Annotated in this window: 23 protein-coding genes and 1 pseudogene; 12 read left to right on the plus strand and 12 right to left on the minus strand. The window is 31.5% G+C overall.

Annotated features, from left to right (window positions below; translation table 11 throughout):
- Nucleotides 1-11: 11 nt before the first annotated feature.
- From nreA to LPC11_RS02545, 4 genes are all read left to right on the plus strand, one after another.
- The gene (nreA, locus tag LPC11_RS02530; protein ID WP_002465468.1) at nucleotides 12-464 is read left to right on the plus strand and encodes a nitrate respiration regulation accessory nitrate sensor NreA; all 453 of its coding nucleotides are present in this window, start codon (nucleotides 12-14) and stop codon (nucleotides 462-464) included.
- A gap of 9 nt (nucleotides 465-473) precedes the next feature.
- Nucleotides 474-1505 carry a nitrate respiration regulation sensor histidine kinase NreB gene (gene nreB, locus LPC11_RS02535; protein ID WP_041613697.1) on the plus strand — a complete coding sequence of 344 codons (1032 nt, stop codon included), beginning with the start codon at nucleotides 474-476 and terminating at the stop codon, nucleotides 1503-1505.
- A 22-nt stretch (nucleotides 1506-1527) separates the two neighbouring features.
- Nucleotides 1528-2181: a nitrate respiration regulation response regulator NreC gene (gene nreC, locus LPC11_RS02540; RefSeq protein WP_041613696.1), complete on the plus strand. Its 654-nt coding sequence runs from the start codon at nucleotides 1528-1530 to the stop codon at nucleotides 2179-2181.
- A gap of 429 nt (nucleotides 2182-2610) precedes the next feature.
- Nucleotides 2611-3762, plus strand: a complete 1152-nt coding sequence (locus tag LPC11_RS02545; RefSeq protein WP_023373890.1) for a nitrate/nitrite transporter — start codon at nucleotides 2611-2613, stop codon at nucleotides 3760-3762.
- Nucleotides 3763-3815: 53 nt separating this feature from the next.
- Here the strand turns inward: LPC11_RS02545 and LPC11_RS02550 are convergent, their stop codons facing one another.
- Nucleotides 3816-4232 carry an Hsp20/alpha crystallin family protein gene (locus tag LPC11_RS02550; RefSeq protein WP_231307334.1) on the minus strand — a complete coding sequence of 139 codons (417 nt, stop codon included), beginning with the start codon at nucleotides 4230-4232 and terminating at the stop codon, nucleotides 3816-3818.
- Between the two features lie 238 nt (nucleotides 4233-4470).
- Nucleotides 4471-4917: a MarR family winged helix-turn-helix transcriptional regulator gene (locus tag LPC11_RS02555; RefSeq protein WP_023373886.1), complete on the minus strand. Its 447-nt coding sequence runs from the start codon at nucleotides 4915-4917 to the stop codon at nucleotides 4471-4473.
- A 164-nt stretch (nucleotides 4918-5081) separates the two neighbouring features.
- Between LPC11_RS02555 and LPC11_RS02560 the strand changes: the two genes are divergently transcribed.
- The 3 genes from LPC11_RS02560 to LPC11_RS02570 all read left to right on the plus strand — a co-directional run bounded on the left by LPC11_RS02560 (nucleotide 5082) and on the right by LPC11_RS02570 (nucleotide 7734).
- Nucleotides 5082-5711, plus strand: coding sequence for a nitroreductase family protein (locus LPC11_RS02560; protein WP_023373884.1), 630 nt, complete (start codon nucleotides 5082-5084; stop codon nucleotides 5709-5711).
- A gap of 128 nt (nucleotides 5712-5839) precedes the next feature.
- Nucleotides 5840-6205, plus strand: coding sequence for a DUF3139 domain-containing protein (locus tag LPC11_RS02565; RefSeq protein WP_023373882.1), 366 nt, complete (start codon nucleotides 5840-5842; stop codon nucleotides 6203-6205).
- A 251-nt stretch (nucleotides 6206-6456) separates the two neighbouring features.
- Entirely contained in the window at nucleotides 6457-7734 is a 1278-nt protein-coding gene (locus LPC11_RS02570; protein WP_023373880.1) for a dicarboxylate/amino acid:cation symporter, read from the plus strand.
- 433 nt (nucleotides 7735-8167) lie between these two features.
- On the opposite strand, the gene LPC11_RS02575 is transcribed toward LPC11_RS02570, so the two are convergent.
- From LPC11_RS02575 to LPC11_RS02590, 4 genes and pseudogenes are all read right to left on the minus strand, one after another.
- Nucleotides 8168-8512 carry a DUF4889 domain-containing protein gene (locus tag LPC11_RS02575; protein WP_023373878.1) on the minus strand — a complete coding sequence of 115 codons (345 nt, stop codon included), beginning with the start codon at nucleotides 8510-8512 and terminating at the stop codon, nucleotides 8168-8170.
- Nucleotides 8513-8874: 362 nt separating this feature from the next.
- Nucleotides 8875-9297 carry a pyridoxamine 5'-phosphate oxidase family protein gene (locus LPC11_RS02580; RefSeq protein ID WP_041613694.1) on the minus strand — a complete coding sequence of 141 codons (423 nt, stop codon included), beginning with the start codon at nucleotides 9295-9297 and terminating at the stop codon, nucleotides 8875-8877.
- Between the two features lie 76 nt (nucleotides 9298-9373).
- Entirely contained in the window at nucleotides 9374-11476 is a 2103-nt protein-coding gene (gene rsp / locus LPC11_RS02585) for an AraC family transcriptional regulator Rsp (RefSeq protein WP_231307335.1), read from the minus strand.
- Between the two features lie 938 nt (nucleotides 11477-12414).
- A pseudogene (locus LPC11_RS02590) lies at nucleotides 12415-12786 on the minus strand (YbgA family protein).
- Nucleotides 12787-13166: 380 nt separating this feature from the next.
- On the opposite strand from LPC11_RS02590, the gene LPC11_RS02595 reads away from it, so the two are divergent.
- Nucleotides 13167-14606: a sucrose-specific PTS transporter subunit IIBC gene (locus LPC11_RS02595; RefSeq protein WP_023373870.1), complete on the plus strand. Its 1440-nt coding sequence runs from the start codon at nucleotides 13167-13169 to the stop codon at nucleotides 14604-14606.
- Between the two features lie 70 nt (nucleotides 14607-14676).
- Here the strand turns inward: LPC11_RS02595 and LPC11_RS02600 are convergent, their stop codons facing one another.
- Nucleotides 14677-15624: a magnesium transporter CorA family protein gene (locus LPC11_RS02600; RefSeq protein WP_023373868.1), complete on the minus strand. Its 948-nt coding sequence runs from the start codon at nucleotides 15622-15624 to the stop codon at nucleotides 14677-14679.
- 61 nt (nucleotides 15625-15685) lie between these two features.
- The gene (locus LPC11_RS02605) at nucleotides 15686-16294 is read right to left on the minus strand and encodes a TetR/AcrR family transcriptional regulator (RefSeq protein ID WP_023373866.1); all 609 of its coding nucleotides are present in this window, start codon (nucleotides 16292-16294) and stop codon (nucleotides 15686-15688) included.
- Between the two features lie 162 nt (nucleotides 16295-16456).
- On the opposite strand from LPC11_RS02605, the gene LPC11_RS02610 reads away from it, so the two are divergent.
- Nucleotides 16457-17734: a YhgE/Pip domain-containing protein gene (locus LPC11_RS02610; RefSeq protein ID WP_023373864.1), complete on the plus strand. Its 1278-nt coding sequence runs from the start codon at nucleotides 16457-16459 to the stop codon at nucleotides 17732-17734.
- A gap of 116 nt (nucleotides 17735-17850) precedes the next feature.
- Here LPC11_RS02610 and LPC11_RS02615 read toward each other — a convergent pair whose 3' ends face one another.
- From LPC11_RS02615 to LPC11_RS02625, 3 genes are read right to left on the minus strand one after another with little or no spacing between them, the layout of a single operon-like run.
- Nucleotides 17851-18276: a lipocalin-like domain-containing protein gene (locus LPC11_RS02615; RefSeq protein ID WP_023373863.1), complete on the minus strand. Its 426-nt coding sequence runs from the start codon at nucleotides 18274-18276 to the stop codon at nucleotides 17851-17853.
- Between the two features lie 36 nt (nucleotides 18277-18312).
- Nucleotides 18313-19068 carry an SDR family NAD(P)-dependent oxidoreductase gene (locus LPC11_RS02620; protein ID WP_023373861.1) on the minus strand — a complete coding sequence of 252 codons (756 nt, stop codon included), beginning with the start codon at nucleotides 19066-19068 and terminating at the stop codon, nucleotides 18313-18315.
- 25 nt (nucleotides 19069-19093) lie between these two features.
- Nucleotides 19094-20413: a GntP family permease gene (locus LPC11_RS02625; protein WP_023373859.1), complete on the minus strand. Its 1320-nt coding sequence runs from the start codon at nucleotides 20411-20413 to the stop codon at nucleotides 19094-19096.
- A gap of 146 nt (nucleotides 20414-20559) precedes the next feature.
- Here LPC11_RS02625 and LPC11_RS02630 point away from each other — a divergent pair, with 146 nt between their 5' ends.
- Complete coding sequence (locus tag LPC11_RS02630; RefSeq protein ID WP_023373857.1) at nucleotides 20560-21474, plus strand: LysR family transcriptional regulator; 915 nt, start codon at nucleotides 20560-20562, stop codon at nucleotides 21472-21474.
- 495 nt (nucleotides 21475-21969) lie between these two features.
- On the opposite strand, the gene LPC11_RS02635 is transcribed toward LPC11_RS02630, so the two are convergent.
- On the minus strand, nucleotides 21970-22884 hold the full coding sequence (locus LPC11_RS02635; RefSeq protein ID WP_023373855.1) for a phosphatase PAP2 family protein: 915 nt from the start codon (nucleotides 22882-22884) through the stop codon (nucleotides 21970-21972).
- A gap of 348 nt (nucleotides 22885-23232) precedes the next feature.
- On the opposite strand from LPC11_RS02635, the gene LPC11_RS02640 reads away from it, so the two are divergent.
- On the plus strand, nucleotides 23233-24012 hold the full coding sequence (locus LPC11_RS02640; protein ID WP_023373853.1) for an SDR family NAD(P)-dependent oxidoreductase: 780 nt from the start codon (nucleotides 23233-23235) through the stop codon (nucleotides 24010-24012).
- A gap of 170 nt (nucleotides 24013-24182) precedes the next feature.
- Complete coding sequence (locus LPC11_RS02645; RefSeq protein ID WP_231307336.1) at nucleotides 24183-24602, plus strand: MarR family winged helix-turn-helix transcriptional regulator; 420 nt, start codon at nucleotides 24183-24185, stop codon at nucleotides 24600-24602.
- Nucleotides 24603-24696 lie beyond the last annotated feature (94 nt).

Consider the following 24696-nt stretch of genomic DNA (forward strand, 5'->3'; position numbering starts at 1 on the left):
GTGGAAATAGTATGATGCCAGATTCAATGTTTGAAAGCCAAAATTTTCAAGAAAATATTGATAGAATTAGATTAGAACAAGGTTTTGATTTTGCAGCGTTAGCTTTTTACGAATCAGCGAGCACCTTTTCACCTATAAAATGGCAATATGTGTCAGGCAACAAAAATGATAGATATAAATTGATTATTTTACGTAAAGGTCGAGGCTTAGCTGGCAATGTGATGAAAACGGGAAAGAGAATGGTAATTGCTAATGTAGATATGGCTTTAACACCTGATGAAAAGGTTAAGTTTCCTATATTACTCAGTGAAAATTTAACGGCGGTCATAGCTATTCCACTTTGGTATCAACAACAAGTGTATGGTGTCATGTTGTTTGGTCAAAGAAATCATAAGCCATTACCAATTAATGTATATGATATAGATATTTATGAACAACTAGGGATATTTAATGAAGAAATTTAGGTGATTAACTTGACGGTTAATAATAAACAACTTGAAGTATTGTTAAAACGTTATTTTGAAAGTACAAATGAAAAGATTGTTTTTGTAAATAATAACGGAAAAGTCATAGCAATGAATGAAGCGGCTAAAGAAGTCATTTCGGAAGAAGAAAATTATAGTGCAATGACAAATGCGATTTGCAGAAGATGCGAGGGTTACACGAATGAGTATGACTTACAGTCATGTAAAGATTGCTTTTTAGATGTAGAACAACCGCATCACTCTCAATTCCAAGTATTTATGAAAACAAAAAACAGAAAAATCGCACCATTTACAGCTTCTTATCATACAATTGATTCGGTTAAAGGCATCAACGCATTTACTTTGCAAGATGTTGCACCTCAAATTGAACGACAAGAAAAAATGAATCAACGTCGAATGATGAGAAAAACAATTTCTGCACAAGAAAATGAACGTAAACGTATATCTAGAGAATTACATGATAGCGTTATTCAAGAAATGTTGAATATTGATGTTCAATTACGCTTGTTAAAATATCAAGAAGATAAAGAGAAGATATTGGATGATGTTAAAAATATTGAAGGATTAATGTCACAACTCGTTGATGATGTCCGACATTTATCAGTTGAATTGCGGCCTGCATCACTTGATGATTTAGGACTAGAGGCAGCTTTTAAATCGTATTTTAAACAATTCGAAGAAAATTATGGTATGCGAATTAATTATGTTTCTAATATCGTCAATCATCGTTTTGATAGCGAAGTGGAAACAGTCGTTTATCGAGTTGTTCAAGAGGCTGTATATAATGCTTTAAAATATGCTGGTGTTAGTGAAGTAGAAGTCACTATTCAGCAAAACGAATTGACATTAATCGCTGAAATTATTGATCGAGGACAAGGGTTTGATCCGTCTTCCAAGCCAAGAGGATCGGGACTAGGGTTATATGGAATGAAAGAGCGATCAGAACTTGTTGAAGGGAATTTAAACATAGAAACGCATATAGGTAAAGGAACGATTATTACTTTAGAAGTACCACTGTAAATTAATTTTTGGGGGAATAATGTTGAAAATAGTTATTGCCGATGACCATGCAGTTGTTAGAACTGGTTTCTCTATGATATTGAATTATCAAGAGGATATGGAAGTAGTTGCTACCGCTGCTGATGGTGTTGAAGCCTATCAAAAAGTCTTGGAGTTTAAACCTGATGTGCTATTAATGGACTTAAGTATGCCACCAGGTGAATCTGGACTTATCGCAACGAGTAAAATTCATGAAAGTTTTCCTGAAACTAAGATTTTAATTTTAACGATGTATGATGATGAAGAATATTTATTCCATGTATTGAGGAACGGTGCGAAAGGTTATATTTTGAAAAACGCACCCGATGAGCAACTATTGCTTGCTATTAGAACGGTTTATAATGGTGAGACATATGTGGATATGAAATTAACAACCTCATTAGTCAATGAATTTGTAAACAGTAGTAATCAGGAATATACAGATACATCAGATCCATTTAAGGTGTTATCCAAAAGAGAATTAGAGATATTGCCATTAATAGCAAAAGGCTACGGTAATAAAGAAATAGCAGAAAAACTATTCGTATCAGTGAAAACAGTAGAAGCACATAAAACACACATTATGAACAAATTAGAATTAAAATCAAAACCAGAACTCGTAGAATACGCCATGAAAAAGAAACTATTAGAATTTTAGAGCCCCTTATCGCATTAGCGTTTAGGGGCTCTTATGCATTAGCGAAGCTAAGGCGAACCGAAGAGAATGATCGCTTTAGCGAATATGGGCTCTTATGCATTTAAAGAAGTACTTCCATTTTAATGGTTAGAGGCAGTGGATGACTGGTAAGTTACTAAGTGATACTTGTAACTCACCTAGTCATCGTGTGCCGGGGAAGAACAACGAAATATAAAATTTCTGTTCTTCGCCCTCTTACGCAGTAGCGAAAGCTACTGTGATCCTTTTAATAGGGGAATTACTTATGCAAATAAGGGATTATCCTAATGTTCAGTTTTTCACAAAGTAGATAAAATCAAATTAAGATTAGTTCTATGTTCATTAATACGGTTATTAAAAGGCAAGCCCACATAGTACTAATAAATAAATGAATTCGACGAGGGTGAAAATATGGACAAGACAAAAGGTGGATTTCAACTTACATTACAAACACTTAGCTTAGTTGTTGGTTTTATGGCTTGGAGTATTATTTCTCCATTAATGCCATTTATTTCCCAAGACATTAAAATTTCGGCGGAGCAACTATCCATTATTTTAGCGATACCAGTAATTTTAGGATCAATATTACGTGTCCCTTTTGGTTATTTAACTAACATTGTTGGAGCCAAATGGGTGTTTTTCTGTAGCTTTATAGTGCTTTTATTTCCAATTTACTTTTTAGGACAAGCACAATCACCAAAAATGATGATGTTATCTGGATTCTTTCTTGGTGTTGGTGGTGCCATATTCTCAGTAGGTGTTACATCAATTCCAAAATATTTTCCAAAAGATAAAGTAGGATTAGCAAATGGTATCTATGGTATGGGAAATATAGGGACAGCCATTTCATCCTTTTTAGCACCGCCAATTGCAGGGATTATTGGTTGGCAAACAACGGTTAGAAGTTATTTGATTATTATTGCTATATTTGCAGTATTAATGTTTATATTTGGAGATCATCGTGAGCCTAAAGTAAAAGTACCACTCATAGCTCAAATGAAAATCTTATTTAAAAATTATAAACTATACTATACAAGTCTTTGGTACTTTATTACATTTGGTGCGTTTGTAGCCTTTGGACTATTTTTGCCAAACTATCTTGTACAACATTTTGGTATAGATAAAGTAGATGCAGGTATTCGTTCAGGTATATTTATTGCTTTAGCGACTTTCTTGAGACCAGTCGGAGGTATACTAGGTGATAAATTAAATGCAGTTAAAGTTCTGATGGTAGATTTTGTCATAATGATTATAGGTGCATTAATTTTAGGGTTTTCCAATCACATCGCATTATTTACCATTGGATGTTTAATGATAAGTGTATGTGCAGGTATTGGTAATGGACTTATTTTTAAATTGGTACCTTCATATTTTGCGAAAGAAGCTGGATCAGCAAATGGTATTGTATCAATGATGGGGGGACTAGGCGGCTTTTTCCCACCATTAGTAATCACATATGTTACAGGTATGACTGGTTCAAGTCATTTAGCATTTATCTTTTTAGCAGTTTTCGGACTTATCGCATTAATCACAATGGTTCATTTAAATAAAAAGGAAGCATAAATAAATAACACCCTCATCATGGTTATACCGTGACGAGGGTGTTATTTTTCGATTTATAATATAGAAATAGTTGTTGCGTCTTCAGATTCTTGTTGTTGTTTAGGTAAGCGAATATTTAAGACGCCATCCTCAAATGTTGCTTTGATTAAATCTTTATCTACATCTTCAAATTCAAATCGACGTACAAGTTCTCCGTTAGAACGTTCATTCAATTGTGCTTGTCCATTATGTGGTTCAATATATTTATTAGCTTTAATCGTTAGTGTATGATGATCAAAAGTTAATGATATGTTTTCCTTTTTAACGCCTGCAAGTTCAGCTTCTATTAAATAGTGATCACTTTCATTATATAAATTGGCTGGAAATGCTTGTGTTGAAAACTGGTTAAAAACTTGTTTACCTAAGTCTCTAAACATATCAGTAGGATCATTTTTCAAAAATGAATTGTTAAAGAAGTCGTTACTAGGCATACTATCCGCTCCTTTGGATTAACTAAATTTGAATCATATTAAATTGTAAATTCATTATATGTACTGTTTAGGATGAGGTAAAGTAAAAAGGATTCATGGAGTGATTACTCGTTCTAGAGAATACAGACAAAAGCTTACAATATGAAACATTGGTTCACATAACTTGGATTTACATGTATAAAAGAAAGATATGAATGTTGAGGGAAAGTTTACTTTTGTCTTTTTCTCTATAGAAGTATTACTTTTCCGTGGATTTATCAAAGTTTTTAGAAACAAACATTTGAAGGTGGTTGATTAATTCTTTTGCTTCGTTAACGTCGATGTCAAATTCGCCAAATACTTTTACTGACACTTCAGATAATGGCTTTTTAATACTTTTACCATGATCTGTCAGTGAAATTTGAAGATTTCTTTCATCTTTTTCTTCACGAGTTCGAACAACGTAATTTTTCTTTTCTAATTTTTTTAGTAATGGTGTTAAAGTGCCTGAATCTAAGAAAACTCTATCACCTAAAGTTTTGATGTTAAGTTTCTCATCTTCTTCAATCGCCATTAGCACTATATAACCAGTGTACGTGAGTTCGTATTCCTTTAAATAACTAGAATACTTTTTGATAATTTCTTTTGATGAAACATAGAATAAAAAGCATAATTGTTTGCTTAAATAACTATTTTCTACATACATTAAATCACTCCTTGTTAAGCTAACAATATTATGAAGTGTATGACTTGTCAAGTGCCGTTTGAAGTGATATAAGCAAATTGCTTTTCATTTAAAAAATACAAAATTATAATAAAACTTAATTGTTTTGAAATATCAAACGACTTATATAGAAAGAGGAGAACTTAATGGAAAGAATCTCAAAATTTGATGATGTATTAAAAGGAAGAAAATCTGTAAAAGTATTTGATACTGAATATAAAATTAGTCACGAAGAAATGGATGAAATGATTCAAAAAGCAACTAAGGCACCATCATCCGTAAATATGCAACCATGGAGATTAATGGTAGTAGATACTGATGAAGGCAAAGAGAAAATCTTGCCATCATTTGGGATGAACTCAAGACAAGTGAATACATCGTCCGCGATGATTATTGTATTCGGTGACTTAAAAAATTATGAAAAAGCTGAACAAATTTATAGTGACGCAGTAAGTAAGAAACACATGACCGAAGAAATTAAAGATAAAATGTTAAGTTGGGTCCTTCCTCATTATAAAGGGTTGTCTAGAGAAGGTATGAAAGATATTGTAAATATTGATAGTAGTTTAATGGCTATGCAATTCATGCTTGTAGCAAAATCTCATGGCTATGATACGAATCCAATAGGTGGATTTGATAAAGCCAATATTGCAGACGTGTTAGGTTTAGATAGTGATCGTTTTGTACCTGTTGTAGCTATTGCAGTAGGTAAAGGTGCGCAAGAAGCACATGAGTCAGTACGTTTACCACTTGATGATGTTAGACAATATCTATAATAACGTTGAGACAAACTTTTAAGTGCAAAATTCAGATAAGAATATTTTGTTACAAAAGTTTTATAAGACTTTAAAAATGTATGCTTTTCGTTCATACTAATTAAGATAAGGCAAAAGGAGTCTATAAAATGAGTAGGAAACAGAAGTTAATTAGAATTACTATTATATTAATCATTTCGTTAGTTTTAGCATTCGCATTTTTCTTCGCACTTAAAACATATCAAGGCCATAAAAATATTGAAATGGTCGATAGTTATCTTAAAGAACATCATTTAAAAGATAAGATCAAAAAAGAAGAAACATTATATAGTGCTAAAAAAGGTGTCTATTATAAGGAAGTTATTTATAAAGATGAGCCTAAAGTAACTTATGTCATACAACCTATAAGTACAAGAAAAGGTATCTTTGCAGAAGGTTTTGATACTGAAACTAAGAAAAGCTTGAAGAGTGCCAAACATAATTACTTTAATAAAAATTATAAACCATCAAATTAATCAAAATGTGTTAAGGTTATCGATTTTTAAAAAATCGGTAACCTTTTTTTCTAATTGTGTAAGTTTGATATAAGGATTGAATTATGATTATAACAACGAAAATGATGAAAGTAACCGTAGTAAAACCCTCAGGTTTCACAAATATTTAGAAATTTCAACACAATTATTTGTATTTGTTATTTAAAAAATTATAGCTATTTTTAAGTTATCTGATATAATTAAGTGATGTCAGATGAAGGGGAGTTTGCAATATGGCTCTATTCAAGAGAAAAATTAGCCTTCCAGTGCAAGTATTAATTGCGTTGGTTCTAGGTGTTGTCGTTGGACTTATATTATATGGAAATGAAGAAGCGGCTAACTACATAAAGCCATTTGGAGACGTCTTTTTAAACTTAATTAAAATGATCGTTATTCCAGTTGTGTTCTGTTCTTTAGCGTTATCTATTTCGAACGTAGGGGAGTCGAAAACCGTAGGGCGCTATGGATGGAAAACAATACTTTACTTTGAGATTATAACAACAATCGCTATTGGTCTTGGGATTATCTTCGGTAACTTGTTCAAACCAGGTTCTGGACTTGATCCATCAAAACTACCAAAGGGCGATATTTCTAAATATCAATCATCTGCACACGCTGCAGAACAATCTACATATGGTAATCATTTTATTGATACCATTGTAAACATTGTACCTACAAACTTTTTTGAAGCTTTAACTAAAGGAGAATTATTACCAATTATCTTCTTTGCTGTATTCTTCGGTTTAGCCTTAGCTGCCATCGGTGAAAAAGCAGAACCAGTTAAATCTTTCTTAAGTGGTACATTAGAAGCAGTTTTCTGGATGATTAACAAAATTTTAAAATTAGCACCATTAGGTGTCTTTGCATTTATTTGTACAACAATTATTACATTTGGTGCATCAGCTTTACTTCCGTTACTTAAGCTTGTATTAGTCGTCGTTTTTGCGATGGTCTTTTTCATAGTAGTAGTGTTAGGAATTGTAGCAAGAATGTGTGGCATAAGTATTTTCTCAATTATGAAAATACTAAAAAGTGAAATCCTTTTAGCCTTCTCAACATCAAGCTCAGAAGCTGTATTACCAGTAATGATGAAAAAGATGGAAAAATTTGGTTCACCAAAAGAAATTACATCATTTGTTATACCGATTGGATATACATTTAACTTAGACGGTTCAGCATTGTATCAGTCAATCGCAGCATTATTCGTCGCACAAATGTATGGTATGCATTTAACGTTAACAGAACAACTTGTGTTAATGTTAACATTAATGCTTACATCAAAAGGTATGGCGGCAGTTCCAGGTACTTCAATCGTTGTATTATTAACAACATTAGGTGCAATGGGATTACCAGCTCAAGGACTTGCATTAATCATAGGAGTTGACCGTTTATTAGACATGGTACGTACAGTCGTTAACGTTATGGGTAACGCTTTATCAACTGTAGTTATCGCAAAATGGGAAAACTTATATGATAAGAAACAAGGCCAAGAGTATTTAAAATCACTATAAAATAACAAATCTGACATTTTTAGAGCCCCTTATCGCTTTAGCGATTAGGGGCTCTTATGCATTAGCGCAAGCTAAGGCGAACCAAAGAGAAGCATATCGCTTTAGCGATTAGGGGCTCTTATGCATTTAAAGAAGTACTTCCATTTTAATGGTTAGTACTTCTTACGCAGTAGCGTAAGCTACTGTGATCCTTAAAAGTACTTCCATTTTAATGGTTAGAGGCAGTGGATGACTGGTAAGTTACTACGTGATACTTGTAACTCACCTAGTCATCGTGTGCCGGGGAAGCACGACGAAATATAAAATTTCTGTTCTTCACCCTCTTACGCAGTAGCGTAAGCTACTGTGATCCTTAAAGGTACTTCCTTATGAGAATACGACAAATATATACAAATAAAAGGAAGCAAGTCATCAGGACTTGCTTCCTTTTTAACTACATATGCATATGTCCCATATCATGGATTTGAGTCATTAATCCGTGAGGTACATCGTCATGATCTACTTTTTTCACTTTTGCAATTTTGCCAGTTTTTTCATTTTTAGTAATCATAACGAAATCTTCTTTTTTAACAGATACTTTTGCATCTGAAGGAAGTTTAACATTCTTTTCAATTTTCTCGTCTTTTTCACTAATCATTTTATCAATTGTAGTATCATTTTTCATAACACCATAGTATGTTTCTTTCTTGCCACCAGCCATCATTGCGACAACTAAAACAATACATACAATTAACATAATTGCGATAAGACCAAAACCAAGTCCTTTTTTACTCTTCATATTATATATTCTCCTTTAGTATTGTTGTTTTCTATTTCATTTATACAGAAAATTAGAGTGATTTGCAATTAAATTCAAAATATAAGTGTTTATTATTAATTGAAAAATTCATAAAATATACGTATTTGTCATTCATTAACATAAATATATCTGAAAATAAGTATTTGAGTTTTTTATTGGTGAGTGTATTAAGTCATGTGGTTAATTTTACAAAAGCACCTCATTAAATTAGTTTAGAGGCACGGTTTAAATTACAGTGTAAACATCATAATAAATATAAAAGAAGCACAAAAATAATTTAAAAATTTTAAATCATCTTTGTGCTATTATTTTAAGATTTTTGTCCCAATCTTTCTACATAACTATAATTCAATTGTGAAAGGTGTATCTAAATCTTTGTCATTCATTAATTTGATAGACTTAGGCGTTACTTTTAATACACACAATTCAGGGTCTTTATTAGAATCAAAGAATGATTTGTCTTGCGTTTCCCATAACCAATCAATCACTTTTTGATCTTTGACAACTTCAATCGTTGCATCAATTTCAACAAAACTGTGATTAGTTGTTTCATTATAGCCTAATAAAATGTACGCATAAGGATTATCTTCAATTTCTTCAACTTTAATTGAGTTGACATTTGTCTTAGTATAAAGCGTTAGTTCATCATTATAAAACACCATATATCTACTATTAGGTTTATTGTTATAAGCTGTAGATAGTACACCTACTTTAGAATGATTTAAAACATTTTCAATCGCTTCAGTTGCTTTTTGATTATCCAATATAATCATCTCCTTAATGATAACTATAACCTTAAATCATCATTGTTAAACTTTCGCCATATTTATATTTAAATTATTAATTAGGTTTAATACATACGTACTTCACTTCATCGTGTTTTAAAATTATTTTAATATCTTGATTATCATGTTCAAGTAGTGACAATTCAGTTTTAGGATGATTAGAACGATCTAACTGTTCAATCATTTCCTTATCAAGAAACAGTTGTTGTCTGTTTTGAGGTAATAAATTATCAATCGTACCATGTTCGTTATTTAGCGTTTGGACAGTAATTAATGAATTTGCTTTTAAGTTATTACTAAATATGAATTCTAGATGTGTATCGGACAAATAGCGATCGTTGATTTTATTAAATAAAATAAAGTGATAATTACCATCTTTTCGACTCATGATGTAATTATTTGAAATCTGAATAGATTCATCCACAAATGCATCTGCCATTTTATAAATGTGAATGAGTGGTAGTGCATTACCGAATTCATTAAAAAGCGAAATATAAATTGAACCATTTGCTATCAATTGGTAACTAATGCCACCACCATAGCGTAATAATGCAATAATATGACAAACTAAGTCAGCGAGTTGTAATGGATTTGCACCATTATTAGTATATTTGAAACATTTAAACGATAAATAATCATACACAAAGCGTGTAGAGTCTATACCTGAATCCATTATAAATTGCTTATAATTATCAAAATGAGAAGTAGTATGATTATATGTTTTCCTTTTGTTAATCAATAATGAGGTCGTTTCTATATTTTCAATATCCAGTAAATAATAATCAAAATGTAATCGTCTTAAAATATCATATGTTTTATCTAAAGTTTGGTGTTGATGCAATAATCCATCTATAGTTACACCATATTTTATGTCTCTATTTTTATTTTTGATCTTCAAATGACATAAATGAATATCATGTATGGTCATTGTTGCTGAATCAAAAATAAGCATCAGTTTGACAGTCTTTTTATTGAGTTGATAGTCTGTATGACCTTGTAAAAACATTAGGATGAATTGATTAACTGCTTTAAAATCCTCTTTGGATTTAATGGTCATGGCTAAGCCAATATGTCGTTCGAATAATTTATCAAAGCATCTATATAATAAATGATAATTGATTTGATTCGTTGTTAAGTCCTTAATGTCGTTGATAAGTATGACCAGTTCGGGTAAAAATGAAAAGTCTATATCGAAATAGTCATTAAAGGTGAAGTGAAACAATTCATTGAAATTATCGAGTCGAATAAATGCTTTGGAAGCTTTTGAATAATCTTTAGGATCAAAATGGTCTATATCAATTTTAGTAATTTCTGTAGTTATTTGATCATTGAAATTAAAGTTTTCTATGAGTGGTAAAAAAACTGCATTATCGTAATTAGCAATGTTTAATTGTGGCATAGCATTAATTTGATTGATATAAGCACGATATTGTTTAGGACTAAATTGTAAATAATTTTTAAATTGATTAGTAAAATTGGTATGACTGGTAAAACCAGACGTTTCGGATATAGCGTTAATTGATAAATGAGTGGTCATAAGTAGTTGAATAGAATTACATAATTTTAGACTAGTAAAGTAGTCTTTAAAATTCATATTCAAATATCGATTAAATAAATTCGAACAATAAGATTCAGAAATATTACTATTAGAAGCGACATCTTTTAAAGAAATAGGCTGAGTTAATTGTTCTTCTAGAAATTGAAGACAATTTGCAAACAAAGCATAGTTGACTGCCATGTTAGGTATATAATCGTCTTCTAATTTTACTACTGCTTCTTTATATAACGTTTGGATGATTTTAGAGCACACAGTTTGGTCAATTTTATTTTTCGAATCTTGTTGTAAAAGTTGAAGTAATAACGTTTTGATGTAGTCACTTGATTGCAATAAATGTCTATCAAAGTAACATTGAAAAAATGACGTATCCTCTATATAGAAATAAAAAATAGGTATGCTTAATTGAACTAAATGCGTCGCATTTTCTATTTCGTATATATCACCATGGTTAATAATTGCAATGTGGGCATCTAAATCTTTAATTTCACCGTTTATTTTGATACTCAATTCATGACTTAATGAAAACAGTATGATGATTTGATTAATATTACGACATGGCTGCGTTTGATGTTGAGTGAAAAGGGTTAAATGGCATGACATGTTATGTGAAGGGACTCCTCTTATTTTTTAGTATCACAATATAATAATCACTTATAAATTGTTCGAATTGAATATATATGAGTATATTCATAGTCTAAGTCATTTAATATGCGATTGAATAATAATAGTTATTATAATAGATTTTCATTCAAATAGTAATAGTTAAAAATAAAAGTTATTATAGCAATTTTTGTGAAAACGTAGTCAATTTTGCATTGTTCACAACATAAATAGGAAATTAGAAATGTAGCAAAGAGTATTTGGAAATTTTAAATAGAGTGAGATTAAAATATTTAGTAGATAATAATAATAGATTTCAATCCAACAGAATTTTTAAAAATTTAAATACTGGATTGTTAATCTGTGATTTTAAATGTACGTTATACACATCTTAGATATAACAACAAAAGAGAGAGACAACACAGAATCACATACGCCATATTTAGTGAAGAAAATAATCAACTTAAAATAAGAATAAACATCAAGATTTAACGCATACAATCCTTATTTCTTCATAACACATGAACCTTATGTGTTAAGGCATTATGACATTGGTTTGAAATCGATAAGATTTACCAACTAGAATGTGCAACTGATTTTAACCAATATAGAAATAGGGTAACATCCTGAGAAATCACATCTTCTGAAAATTAAAGTATGATGAAGCATCAATTTTTAAGTAGCGATAATTTTATAATCATTAATTTGAAATACTCCCCCCGAAGTGAAAACAAATTATATGAAGCATGACAATTAATTTCACTGGATGTTTTAGCTTTAAGTCCTATTTATTGTTTATTATTACTTGGTGATACAACTTAGAATTAATCTTTCTTTAGAATTTAAACATAATGTACATTTAATGTGACTTAAAGGTGACGTGCCTTTTCGACACAAAATTAAACAAACGTTCCTTAAAAAATGGAACGTTTGTTTTTTTATTCTTTTAATACAGTACTTTGTTGTAGGTAGTGCACCTCATATTTAATAGCTAATATATTTAAAAATGACATTAAATCATGAATGGACACGTCATGGTTAACGAATTGTTGTTTTAATGTTTGAGCGCTTTGTTTTTCTTAGTCAGTAGCTAGCTTTTTAAAGTATCCCCACATATGATCATAAGCATTTATGACACTTCCTTGACTGGGCTCTATAGTGATAGCGTGTTCAATCATCATACGAATTTCCTCGTAAGAGGTTTGAGTCTTTAGCTTTTCACGAATAGCATCATATTGTTTTTGGCTATGTAGTAAAACACGATATTTTTCTTCGCGCCATAATTGTTCAATGTGTCCGCGTTCTTTCAATTTTTAGCCTCCTATTTATATAGTATTTTATATATACCCATATTCATAACTGCTCAATGACATTACAGGCTAAGACATAAATATATTTCAAGTTACATTCGTATATAGGCAGTAGTTGACTGTAAAGTCATTCTTTTTCTTTAGAAATTAGTATTTCTTATGCATGAGTTTCACTCATGTATTCCTATTTTAAAGTACACATTAGCTGTGGCTAATGCGTAAAAACCACTACATCATAAATGATTAGTGGTTCTTTATTATTTCTTTCCTTCTCCCTTTTATCAAAAAGTGAAAAGGCGATGTTGATTTAATTATTGGAACCGGTTACAATAAAAGTAGTTATTTTGGAACCGGTTCTAAAAATGGGAGGGATTAGGCAAATGAACTATAAACAATCTGCAGAAGAGATACTTAATGCCATTGGTGGTGAAGAGAACTTAGATTCAATGGCCCACTGTGCAACCAGACTTAGATTAATTTTGAATGATGAGAGTAAAGTTGATGAAGAAGCTTTATCTAAAATGGATGTTGTTAAAGGAACATTTTCAACTGGTGGACAATATCAAATTATTATAGGGTCTGGAACTGTTAATAAAGTATTTAACGAAATGGAAAAAATCACAGGTAAAGAAGCGTCAACGACATCTGAAGTAAAAGACAAATCAACTAAAAATATGAATCCATTACAAAGATTTGTAAAAATGTTATCTGATATTTTTGTACCGATTATTCCAGCAATCGTAGCTGGTGGTTTATTAATGGGTTTAAACAATCTATTAACAGCAAAAGATTTATTTTATGCAGGTAAATCTTTAATTGAGGTGCATAGCCAATTCGCAGGTTTAGCAGATATGATTAATATATTTGCGAATGCGCCATTTACATTGTTACCAATATTAATTGGTTTTAGTGCTGCTAAACGATTTGGAGGCAACCCATTTTTAGGGGCTGCACTTGGTATGATTTTAGTACACCCAAGTTTAATGAGTGCTTATGATTTTCCCAAGGCAGTAGAAGCAGGAAAAGCGATTCCACATTGGGACGTATTTGGATTACATATTAACCAAGTGGGGTACCAAGGACAAGTATTACCTATGCTTGTGGCAGCTTATATATTAGCAACAATTGAAAAATGGTTGCGTAAAGTAGTACCAACTGTATTGGACAACTTATTAACACCGTTATTATCTATCTTTATCACTGCATTTTTAACATTTTTATTTGTTGGTCCCATTACAAGACAACTAGGTTATTGGTTGTCAGATGGATTAACTTGGTTATATGAATTCGGTGGTGCTATTGGAGGATTAATCTTCGGTTTATTATATGCACCTATTGTCATTACAGGTATGCATCACAGTTTTATTGCAGTGGAAACAACGCTTATTGCAGATCAAGCTAAAACAGGCGGTTCATTTATCTTCCCAATTGCCACTATGTCTAATATGGCACAAGGTGGGGCAGCCTTAGCATCATTCTTTATTATAAAAAATAATAAAAAATTAAAAGGTGTAGCTTCAGCAGCAGGTATTTCAGCAGTTTTAGGTATCACAGAGCCAGCAATGTTTGGTGTTAACTTGAAACTACGATATCCATTTATTGGTGCAATCATTGGTTCTGGATTAGGAGCGGCCTATATTTCATTCTTTAAAGTTAAAGCAATTGCATTGGGTACTGCAGGTATACCAGGATTTATTTCAATCAATCCTAATCATGGTGGTTGGTTACATTATCTAATTGGCATGGTCATTGCATTTGTAGTTTCTATAGTTGTAACGTTTATCTTATCTAAAAGGAAAAAATATAAAGAAGTTCAATAAACAAAAAAGATGGACAGTTAGAGTACATTGACCTCTAATACTGTCCATCTTTTTTTATGTTTCAAATAGGTTATAACTTCTGTTTTCGCCATAGGTATATACTGACAATCGCAACTAGTATCAGTGAGATAACAACAACGATAATCCAAGAAATATAACTATGATCATCTAATGGTAATATCACATTCATACCAAAGAAACTAAATACAAGTGTAGGTAGCGTTAGCAATACCGTAAACATTGTTAAAGTTTTCATAATGGTGTTCATATCATTAGATAATAGTGACGCATAGGATGTTGTAATACTTTCTAAAATGCGTTGATGTAACTCAGTAGTTTCTATAGCTTGGTTATTTTCAATGATTAAATCTTCAAGTAACTCTTCGTCATCTTCAAATCGTTTAATAGCAGGCAAACGGAATAATTTTTTAATAATGGTATCGTTACCTTTTAATGCGGCTAAAAAGTAAACTAAACTTTTTTCGACTTCCATTAATTTGAAAAGTTGTTTATTTGTAATATTATTTTTTAATTCTCTTTCAATACGGATTCTTGATTTATTAAGCAATCTTAAGTTTCTATTATAATGGTTCGCAATAGTAGTTAATATTTCTAGAGCGAAGCGACTATGAAATTTTAGATTAATATTATCTTGTCTTGAAAAGTTCTCTAAGAATTCATTTTCAGCATCACAAATTGTCATAACGATGCCATTTCCAATGACGATACCAAGCGGAATGGTAATAAATGATAAAACACTACGATTAGTAGAATTGATTAATGGTAAATCGATAATAATGAGAGAGTAACCAGTATCTTCATCATATTCGATACGTGCACTTTCTTCTGAATCTAATGGATCTCGTATAAAATCTTCAGGTAAATTGTAGTGATCCATTAAATATTCGATTTCTTCTCTATCAGGTTCAACGACATTAATCCATAATGGTTGTTGATCTATAGGTGTTTCAATAATTTCATTATTCATTTGGTTTGAATGTTTATATGCAGTGATCATTTGTTAAAGTCCTTTCAAAGCTTTTTTTCAAACGCATCACTATGTTTAACGAGCAATGTGTTTAATTCAAATGGTTATATCTCTGTTCGGCCATAATCCTTAGTGGGCCATAATAAATAATCTTAAAGATGTGTGTAACTAATTCGTCAACAGAGATACGGTTTGTGTCTAATACCCAATACCTAATGATTGATATTGTAGCACCAGAAACGTAACTATGAAAATACATTTCAGGAATACCTTCAATTTCATTATCAACACTAATTTGATTTTTCATATTTTCTTGAATCAAATCAATGATCTTTTCTTCTAAGCGACTTTTTCTTTCTAAACTCAAAATAGTATTGTAAAAGTCTAAATTATCATACACATGTTGAATAATGTTACGCAACACTTTATCGATAAATAATGTCGCTATCATTTCAACATTGTCGCCTTGAATCTCTGAGAATTGAGTGAATTTAGAAATTTGATCAATACATTCATCTTCCATATCGGTGAGAAGTAAGTATTTATCTTCATAATGTAAATAAAAAGTACCTCGGTTGATGTCAGCTTTATCTGCAATATCTTGAACTGTAATATTTTCAAGGCCTCGTTCTTTCAATAATTGTATAAAAGCGTGCTTAATTGCAGATTTGGTTTTGCGAACACGTCTATCTTCTTTCAAAAATGTAAAACCTCCCTTAGTTAATAGACAATATTCATCATTATGTTCAATAACGGACGTTTTTCTATTAATTGATTGTTGTTTATTTATTTAAACTCATTATAATTGGAAAAGTGATAAATATTCAACACAATGTTGAATCGCTTCAAGGGAGGAAAAGTTATGAATATATTTAAAAGCAAATTATTATGGTTGACACCAATCGCAATTATATTACTATTAATGCTTTTTGCAATTGCATTCTATCCAGCGTTTAATCCTAAACCTAAAGATATGCCAATCGCAATTGTGAATCACGATAAAGGCACTTCTATTCAAGGTAAAAAAATGAATATTGGTGACAAACTAGAAGATAAATTATTAGATAGTGATTCTAAAGCAATCAAATGGGTCAAAGTAGATAGTGAAAAAGATGCTAAAAAAGGCATGGAAAATGAAAAATATTATGGCGCTGCTATTTTTGAAAAAGATTTTTCTAAACATGCAATGAGTAAAACTCAAAAAGTAGTCATGGATAGCAAAAAAGCTGAAATGAAAGAAAAAGTGGAATCTGGTGAAATTCCAGCTCAACAAGCACAAATGATGGCTAAAAAAATGGGCAATCAAAGTGTTGATGTAAAACAAGCACAATTGAAAACTATTGTGAGCCAAGGATCAAGTTTACAAGGTTCTCAAATGGCTACAAATGTATTGTCAGGTATGGGTGACAATATTAATAAACAAATTACAAAACAAAGTCTTCAAACATTAGAAAAACAAAATGTTAAAGTTGATGCGAAAGATATTAATTCTGTAACTAATCCAGTTAAAGTGGATAATGAAAAAATCAATAAAGTGAAAGACCATCAAGGTGGCGGTAACGCACCATTCTTAATGTTTATGCCAATTTGGATGGGATCAATTGTTATCTCAGTACTATTATTCTTCGCATTTAGAACAAGTGGCAATATTAAAATTGCACATCGTTTAATTGCTTCTGTAGGACAAATTGTATTTACAGCTATTGCAGCATTCGCTGGTAGCTTTGCATATGTGTACTTTATGGGAGGCGCACTTGGATTTGACTTTGATCATCCAAATCGTGTTGCGATCTTTGTAGCCTTAGCCATTATGGGATTTGTTGGTTTAATACTAGGAACAATGACTTGGTTAGGTATGAAATCAGTACCAATCTTCTTCCTTGCAATGTTCTTTAGTATGCAAATGGTAATGTTACCAAAACAAATGTTACCTAAGTTCTATCAACATTACATTGTAGATTGGAATCCATTCGTACATTATGCTACAAGCTTAAAAGAAATCATTTATATGAATCACCATATTGAATTAAACTCAACAATGTGGATGCTTATTGGATTTATGATTTTCGGTGCTGTGTCTAGTTTATTAGCAGCAGCAATTAGAAAACATAGTACAAAACGTACTGAAGTACCATCATAAAGTTAAACTTTTAAATAAATACTGTCGATAAGCTATCAAAGCTAATCGACAGTGTTTTTATGTATATATAAAAGAGCAATCCCTTATTACTGGGATTGCTCTTTATGTTGTGAATATTAATGATTAACACGTTGCCAAACGAGTTTTTGATTAGGGTTGTTTCCATTTTCAATGCTAAGTGTATTGCCTTCAAGTTTGAATACACGTGGTTGTGTATCACCTAACCAAGTTGGATTCATACTTACATTCATCGTATGATAAACTGTTTGGTTTTCTTCATCTAATTCATATTTACCAGCATAAGCTAAATAGCCGTGTGCAGCTTCTGCCATTTCATCTTTAGTACCTGTGTGAAGGTCACCAGATGCATAGGCAGGACGACCTTGTTGCATCAATTGAGCTGACATATAACCATCTGGATTATACATAATAAAACCAGTTGCATCTTTACCTAGGGGATAGAAAATTTTACCATTTTCATCTTCATCTTGATAACTTACTAATGCCCATGTACCGATTAATTGTTCTTGTAATTGACTCATATTAAAATTCCTTCTTTCTTAAATGTTAATAATGATTTATGCGTTTGAACCGCCAGATACACTGATTGTTTCACCTGTGATAGCAGATGCGCCATCCGATGCTAAGAAAACAACAGTATCCGCAATTTCAGAAGGTTCTAATAAGCGATTCATTGGCGATTTACTTGTAATGTGTTTTTCCATTGCTTCTTGTTCAGAAGTACCATCTTGTTCTGCTAATTTTGCAAGTTGATTTTCGATTAATTTTGTACGAACTGGACCAGGTAATACAGCATTTGCAGTGATACCATCATTTACTGTTTCAAGCGCAATCGTTTTTGTGAAACCAATTTGTGCGAATTTAGATGCTACATATGCTGATTTGAATGGATCAGCCATTTCACCGTGAGCTGATGAAATAGTTACAATACGGCCTTTTTGTTGTTTTTTCATGCTTGGTAATACGTGTTTAGTCATTAAGAATGTACCTGTTTGAATAACGCCAATAACTTGGTTCCATTTGTCTAATGGGAAGTCTTCAATTTTAGAGATATATTGAATACCTGCATTGTTAACTAAAACATCGATAGCACCATATTGATTAGTTACGTCATTGATAGCATTTTTAACAGTCGTTTCATCCGTAACATCTACTTGATAGGCAACACCTTTTTCTAATGATTGTGCTGCTGATTCAGCTGCGTCTTTGCTCATATCAAAAATGAATACACGATCACCTTGTTGATCAAACGCTTGTGCGATAGCATAACCAATACCTTGGCCAGATCCTGTAACGATGATATTTCTATTCATAATTATTCCTCCTAAAAATTGTAATTTATAAAATCAATGATACTAATATCACTACGATGAGTGCAGATAAGTTAGCACCTGTATTAGTAATAAATAAATATTTAAAACCGTTTTTATGGTTTAAACCAGTGAGTGCAAATAGTGTTAAGACTACGCCAGTATGTGGCATCACTGTAAATATAGATGATGACATTGTTGCTACACGGTGAATTACATCTGGATCTATTCCCATATCAACATATTGTTTACCAAAAGCATGCATTACGATACCTAATGATCCTGAAGCTGAGCCGGTGATCACTCCGAAAATAGCAGATGCAATGGATAAACTTATTAATGGACTACCTGGCATATTAAGGATTAAAGATTTAATGCTATCAAATCCGGGTGCCAGTGTAACAACTGTGCCGAAAGCAATAGCTGAGCCAGTTAAAAACATTGGGGCTAAGGCACTATTAGAACCCTCATTGATAACTTCACGATGAATTTTGATATGTTGATTGAATAGTAGAGCAGATAATAAAATTGAAACTGCAAGACCTATCAGAATAACGTTATCAATTTTAAAAATACTACCGATAATATTAATTACGATTAAAACAACAATAGGTAGTATACTTAAATAAAAATGAGGGGTTTGCTTTCTTGCTTGTTCAGTATCTAAATGTCTCGTATTAAAGTCATCAAATGATTCATTCTTAGCAAGACTTTTATTTAATGCATATTTCATATACCAAAGTCCGAAGATAGTCGCAACAATCGCACCAATGATCCCTAATAATGGCGCCGCGGTTAATGTGGTACCTAAGTATTTTGTAGGTATCACGTTTTGAACTGATGGCGTACCTGGTAACATAGTCATTGTAAATGTACCTAAACCTAACATAATTGGTATACAAATCAGATTCCAAGCAATGTCGAGTTTTTGGAATAAAGGTTTTGCTAAAGGTACAATCACAAACACAACAACAAATAAACTAATGCCCCCGTAAGTTAATATTGCCGTGATTATAAAAATTGAAACTAATATAGAATAGGGATTATTTGTTCCGACCATACTAATAATTTTTTCGGCAATGGATTGTGCAGCACCACTTTGATCCATATATTTGGCTAATAGTGAACCTAATAAGAAAACGCCGAAGAAACTAATAATAAATTGAGCTAACCCCGTAATGTAAGATTCTTTCGTACCAATTAATGAATTAAAAAATGGTAACCCATTAGTTAAAATGATTATAATAGAGGCTATTGGACCAACTATTAATATGGAATATCCTTTCATCGATAAATAGATAATAAATAAAATACCTAGGATAATACCTAACGTTCCAAGAATTTCCATATGAATCCTCCCAGTAGTATTAAGTTTTAAAATATGTGTCGATTTGATGACAATTACTATTATCTGCCTGAAATTGAGATTTGTAAAAGACGTATTGAGATATAAAAACCATAACCAAATGGTTATACAGAGAAAGTGGTGGTTAAATGATTAATACAAATTCCATTCAATATTTAGAAGCAGTTGGACGCTTTGGGAGCATCTCTCAAGCAGCCAAACATTTATATATTTCTCAACCTTATTTGAGTAAGTTTATTAAAGAAATAGAGTCAGAATTAGGGGTAACACTGATAAATAGAGAGAGTAATCCAATTACATTAACGTATGCAGGAGAGCGATATTTGGATTATATGAACCAAATCAAATATACATATAAAGAAATGAAGCAAGAATTACAGAATATCTCAGCATTGAAAAAGGGAAGATTAGTAATAGGTGTGAATCCTATATTAGCAGCACATACACTTTACGATATATTGCCTGAATTTATAAAAGCTTATCCAGGTATAGAATTAAAGTTAATAGAAGAGCCGTCACATCGAATTGAACAGCTCCTTATAGATAATAAAATAGATATCGCATTAACGATATTACCGTTTTATCAAGGGACTTTTAAATATGATATTTTATATTCAGAAGCGATTTACCTAGCATTAACACCTGATTACGCATTACATTTAGGACAACAAGGTGACTATAAAAATGCGGAAGACATACATGATGCTATCAAAAATGACCGATTTATATTATTGAAACCTAACATGGCGTTAAGACATCTTACAGATCAAATTCTAGGAAATTATGGTATAACACCACAAATAGCGATGGAGACCATGAGTGTGGATAATGCATTAAGATTAGTTAATGAAGGATTAGGTATTACTTATGTCCCAGAAAGTGTTAAAAATAGTATGCCTCAGTTTAAAGGACATTTTATCAAACTCGATACATCTAAATATGTAAATCATGTTGTTTTAGCTTATAAATATGACAAACTTAATCATTTGTCCAAAGGTGCCAATGCATTTTTAGAAATGGCTAAGGCAATTTATAGGAAATAAAAATAGTACAGGCAGGGACATAAATATATATTTCAAGTTACATTCATATTTAGGCAGTCGTTGACTGTAAAGTCATTCTTTTTCTTTAGAAATGAGAACGACTTACACATGCGTATTGACTCATGTGTTTAAAATAAGCTTTAGAGGTATGCATGAACTAAAGTTCATACATTAGACCGTCTAAGTAATCAATGACAAAGACGGTCTAATGTACCAAGCTTATTCATTTCTAGTCAACCTTGCCAGGGGGATGGGCCCCAAACATAGCGAATTTCGAAAAGAAAATCTACAAACAATGCAAGTTGGGGATGGACAACGATAAAGAAATACTTTTTCTTTAGAAATTAGTATTTCTTATGCATGAGTTTCACTCATGTATTCCTATTTTATAGCTCACATTAGCTGTGGCTAATGCGTAAGAACCACTACATCATAAATGATTAGTGGTTCTTTATTATTTCTGTCCCACGCCCTACAATCATAAATGTACATTTTTTAATCGTGGTGTTCCGCTGTATGATTGGCTGTCAACTTTTTGATGAGGAAATCAGCGATTAACATTAAACTAAACATGATGATTAGGCTCATAGTGACATCACTTGTAAAGTGCGCGCCTATTCTTATTCTACTTAGAGCCATCAACACACTATAGATTAATCCTATGATAAACATCCATTGTCTGGTTGATAGTTTTTTAAAGTAAAATGCAAAGAACATGAAGAAAGCACCGTTTCCAGTGTGACCTGAAGGGAATGAACTATGTCCCGTATTACCATTAATAGTAAGCCAATTGGTAAAGTGACCAGCTTTATCCTCAATTTCATATGGTCTGACACGTCCCCATAGTTCTTTCATATTATCTACGAGTTCTAGGCCGATGAGTAATACCATAAAGCTAATAATAGAGACTTTGAATAGTCTTTCTAATTCTGACATATCAACACGTTTTAACCAAAATTGATAACAAATTAATGCAATAACGATTAAGATAATGAATGAAATTAAGAAACTTAAGCCAATTGATAAAGCTTCACCAGTGTTTCCTTCGTTATTTGCCATACCCATAGGTTTATGTTTTTTAATATTTTCTGATGTAGACATCATGTATTGGACAGTTTCAGATACCCATGCATTAGTCTTAATTAAAGTATAAACAAAAGATACAATCAAAATGATAGCTTGTGCTAATCTATTTTTAAATGTTTTAAACACATAATAGTTAAAAATAATCATAGATATAATAAGTACAATTGTGGGTGGGAAGAGTCCATAATTTTGGAAAATAGTGCCAAATAAAGAGTTTTGATCCATTAAATGTTTGGAAATAAATTGATCTAAAAACGTTGCAGCACATAAAACAACAATAAGAATACCTAAAGTAACTGAAGCGAGTTTTTTTGAAATAACCATATGATCCCCCTAGATGTTATGTATTTGTAAATCAAGATTCCAAGAGACGTATCTATACTAAGTTTTCAAATAGTATAGTCATGTCTTGTTAAAGGGTAGTAATCATTTTTTAAGTCATTATGTTGTGAATATTAAGATTATGTAAATGCAATATTTTGAACAAGATGATGAATCTATAGAAATACTTTTGAGTAAATATGAGTGTTCATTTATGTAGACAAGTTTTTAATTTTATCTTATTAGTGTAATATGGAAAATATTTATCTACAAAAGTAAGCGTTTGCACTTTGATTTTAACTCGATTTATTCTAAAATGAGCATATATACAAACATAAGGAGATGGATTGAATGTCAGTATTAGATAAATTTAAATTAGAGAATAAAGTTGCGATTGTTACAGGAGGTGCGTCTGGTTTAGGTAAAGCCATGGGGAAAGCATTAGCTGAAGCGGGTGCCAATCTTGTGATTGCTGATATGAATTTAGAAGTTGGTCAACAAACAGCTAAAGAATTCGAAGAAGAAACAGGTAACAAAGCTATTGCTTGTGAAGTAGATGTTACAAATATTGATCAAGTTAACGCTATGGTAAAAGAAACAATGGATACTTTTGGCCATATTGATATTTTATTTAACAATGCAGGAATTAATGAACATGTTGATTTTGAAGATATGCCATACGAACGTTGGAAAAAAACGATGGACGTTAACTTAAATAGTATGGTATTAGTAACTAACGCAGTAGGAGAAGTATTCCGTAAACAACAAAGTGGTGTTATCGTCAATACATCTTCAATGTCAGGTGTTATTGTTAACACACCACAACCACAAGCAGCATATAATACCTCTAAAGCAGCTGTCATCATGTTAACTAAAAGTTTAGCTAACGAATGGGCTAAACATAATATCCGTGTAAACACTATTGCACCAGGATACATGAAAACAGAATTAACTAAAGATTATTTCGCTAAAGGTGGCGACATGATTGATACTTGGATGAACATGACACCAATGAAACGTCCAGGTGTTCCTGAAGAATTACAAGGTGCTGCGCTATACTTAGCTTCAGATGCATCATCATTCGTTACAGGATCAGTTATCACTGTTGATGGTGGTTACACTGCATTATAATAGTAATGTAGATTTATAAAGCTAACTCATTTTTGAGTTAGCTTTTTTATTATGCATAGATCTATTTACCTCTTTAATAATCAGAAAATTAGAACTTTAATATATCGGTTGTAAATTTGAAAAAGCGTGTTATTATATTACTTAGATATCTAACTAAATGAGGTGAAGCAATGGAATTAACGTATCAATTTTTATTAAGAAGCTTAGCGCACCAAATGAAAAACTATGCGGATCGAAGGTTAGATGATTTTGGAATTACTCAAGAACAGAGTCATACATTAGGTTACATTTATCGACATCAAGAAAAGGGCATTTCACAAAAGGACATCATGAAGACGTTCGATAGAAAAGGCTCAACAGTTAGTAGTATATTAAAAAATCTCGAAAAGAGAGATTTAGTATATCGAAAGGTAAATCCAAAAGATACACGAAGTAAAATTTTAAAACTAACTGATGAAGGTATAACGTTAGTCGAGTCATTTACAAAGGTCTTTGATGAAATTGAAGAGCGAATGATTTTAAATTTTGCCGAAGAAGATAAAATAAAATTAAAAGAATATTTAGAACAGATGATGAAAAACTTAGAATAATGCGTGGTTATTGCTATTGATAATAACCACATTATTTTTCAATATATAGTTAGAAATCTAACTGTTAGTCATCTAACGAAAAAGGGAGTAAGAA

The sequence above is a fragment of the Staphylococcus sp. HL28 genome, from assembly GCF_021117155.1.
Lineage (GTDB): Bacteria > Bacillota > Bacilli > Staphylococcales > Staphylococcaceae > Staphylococcus > Staphylococcus warneri.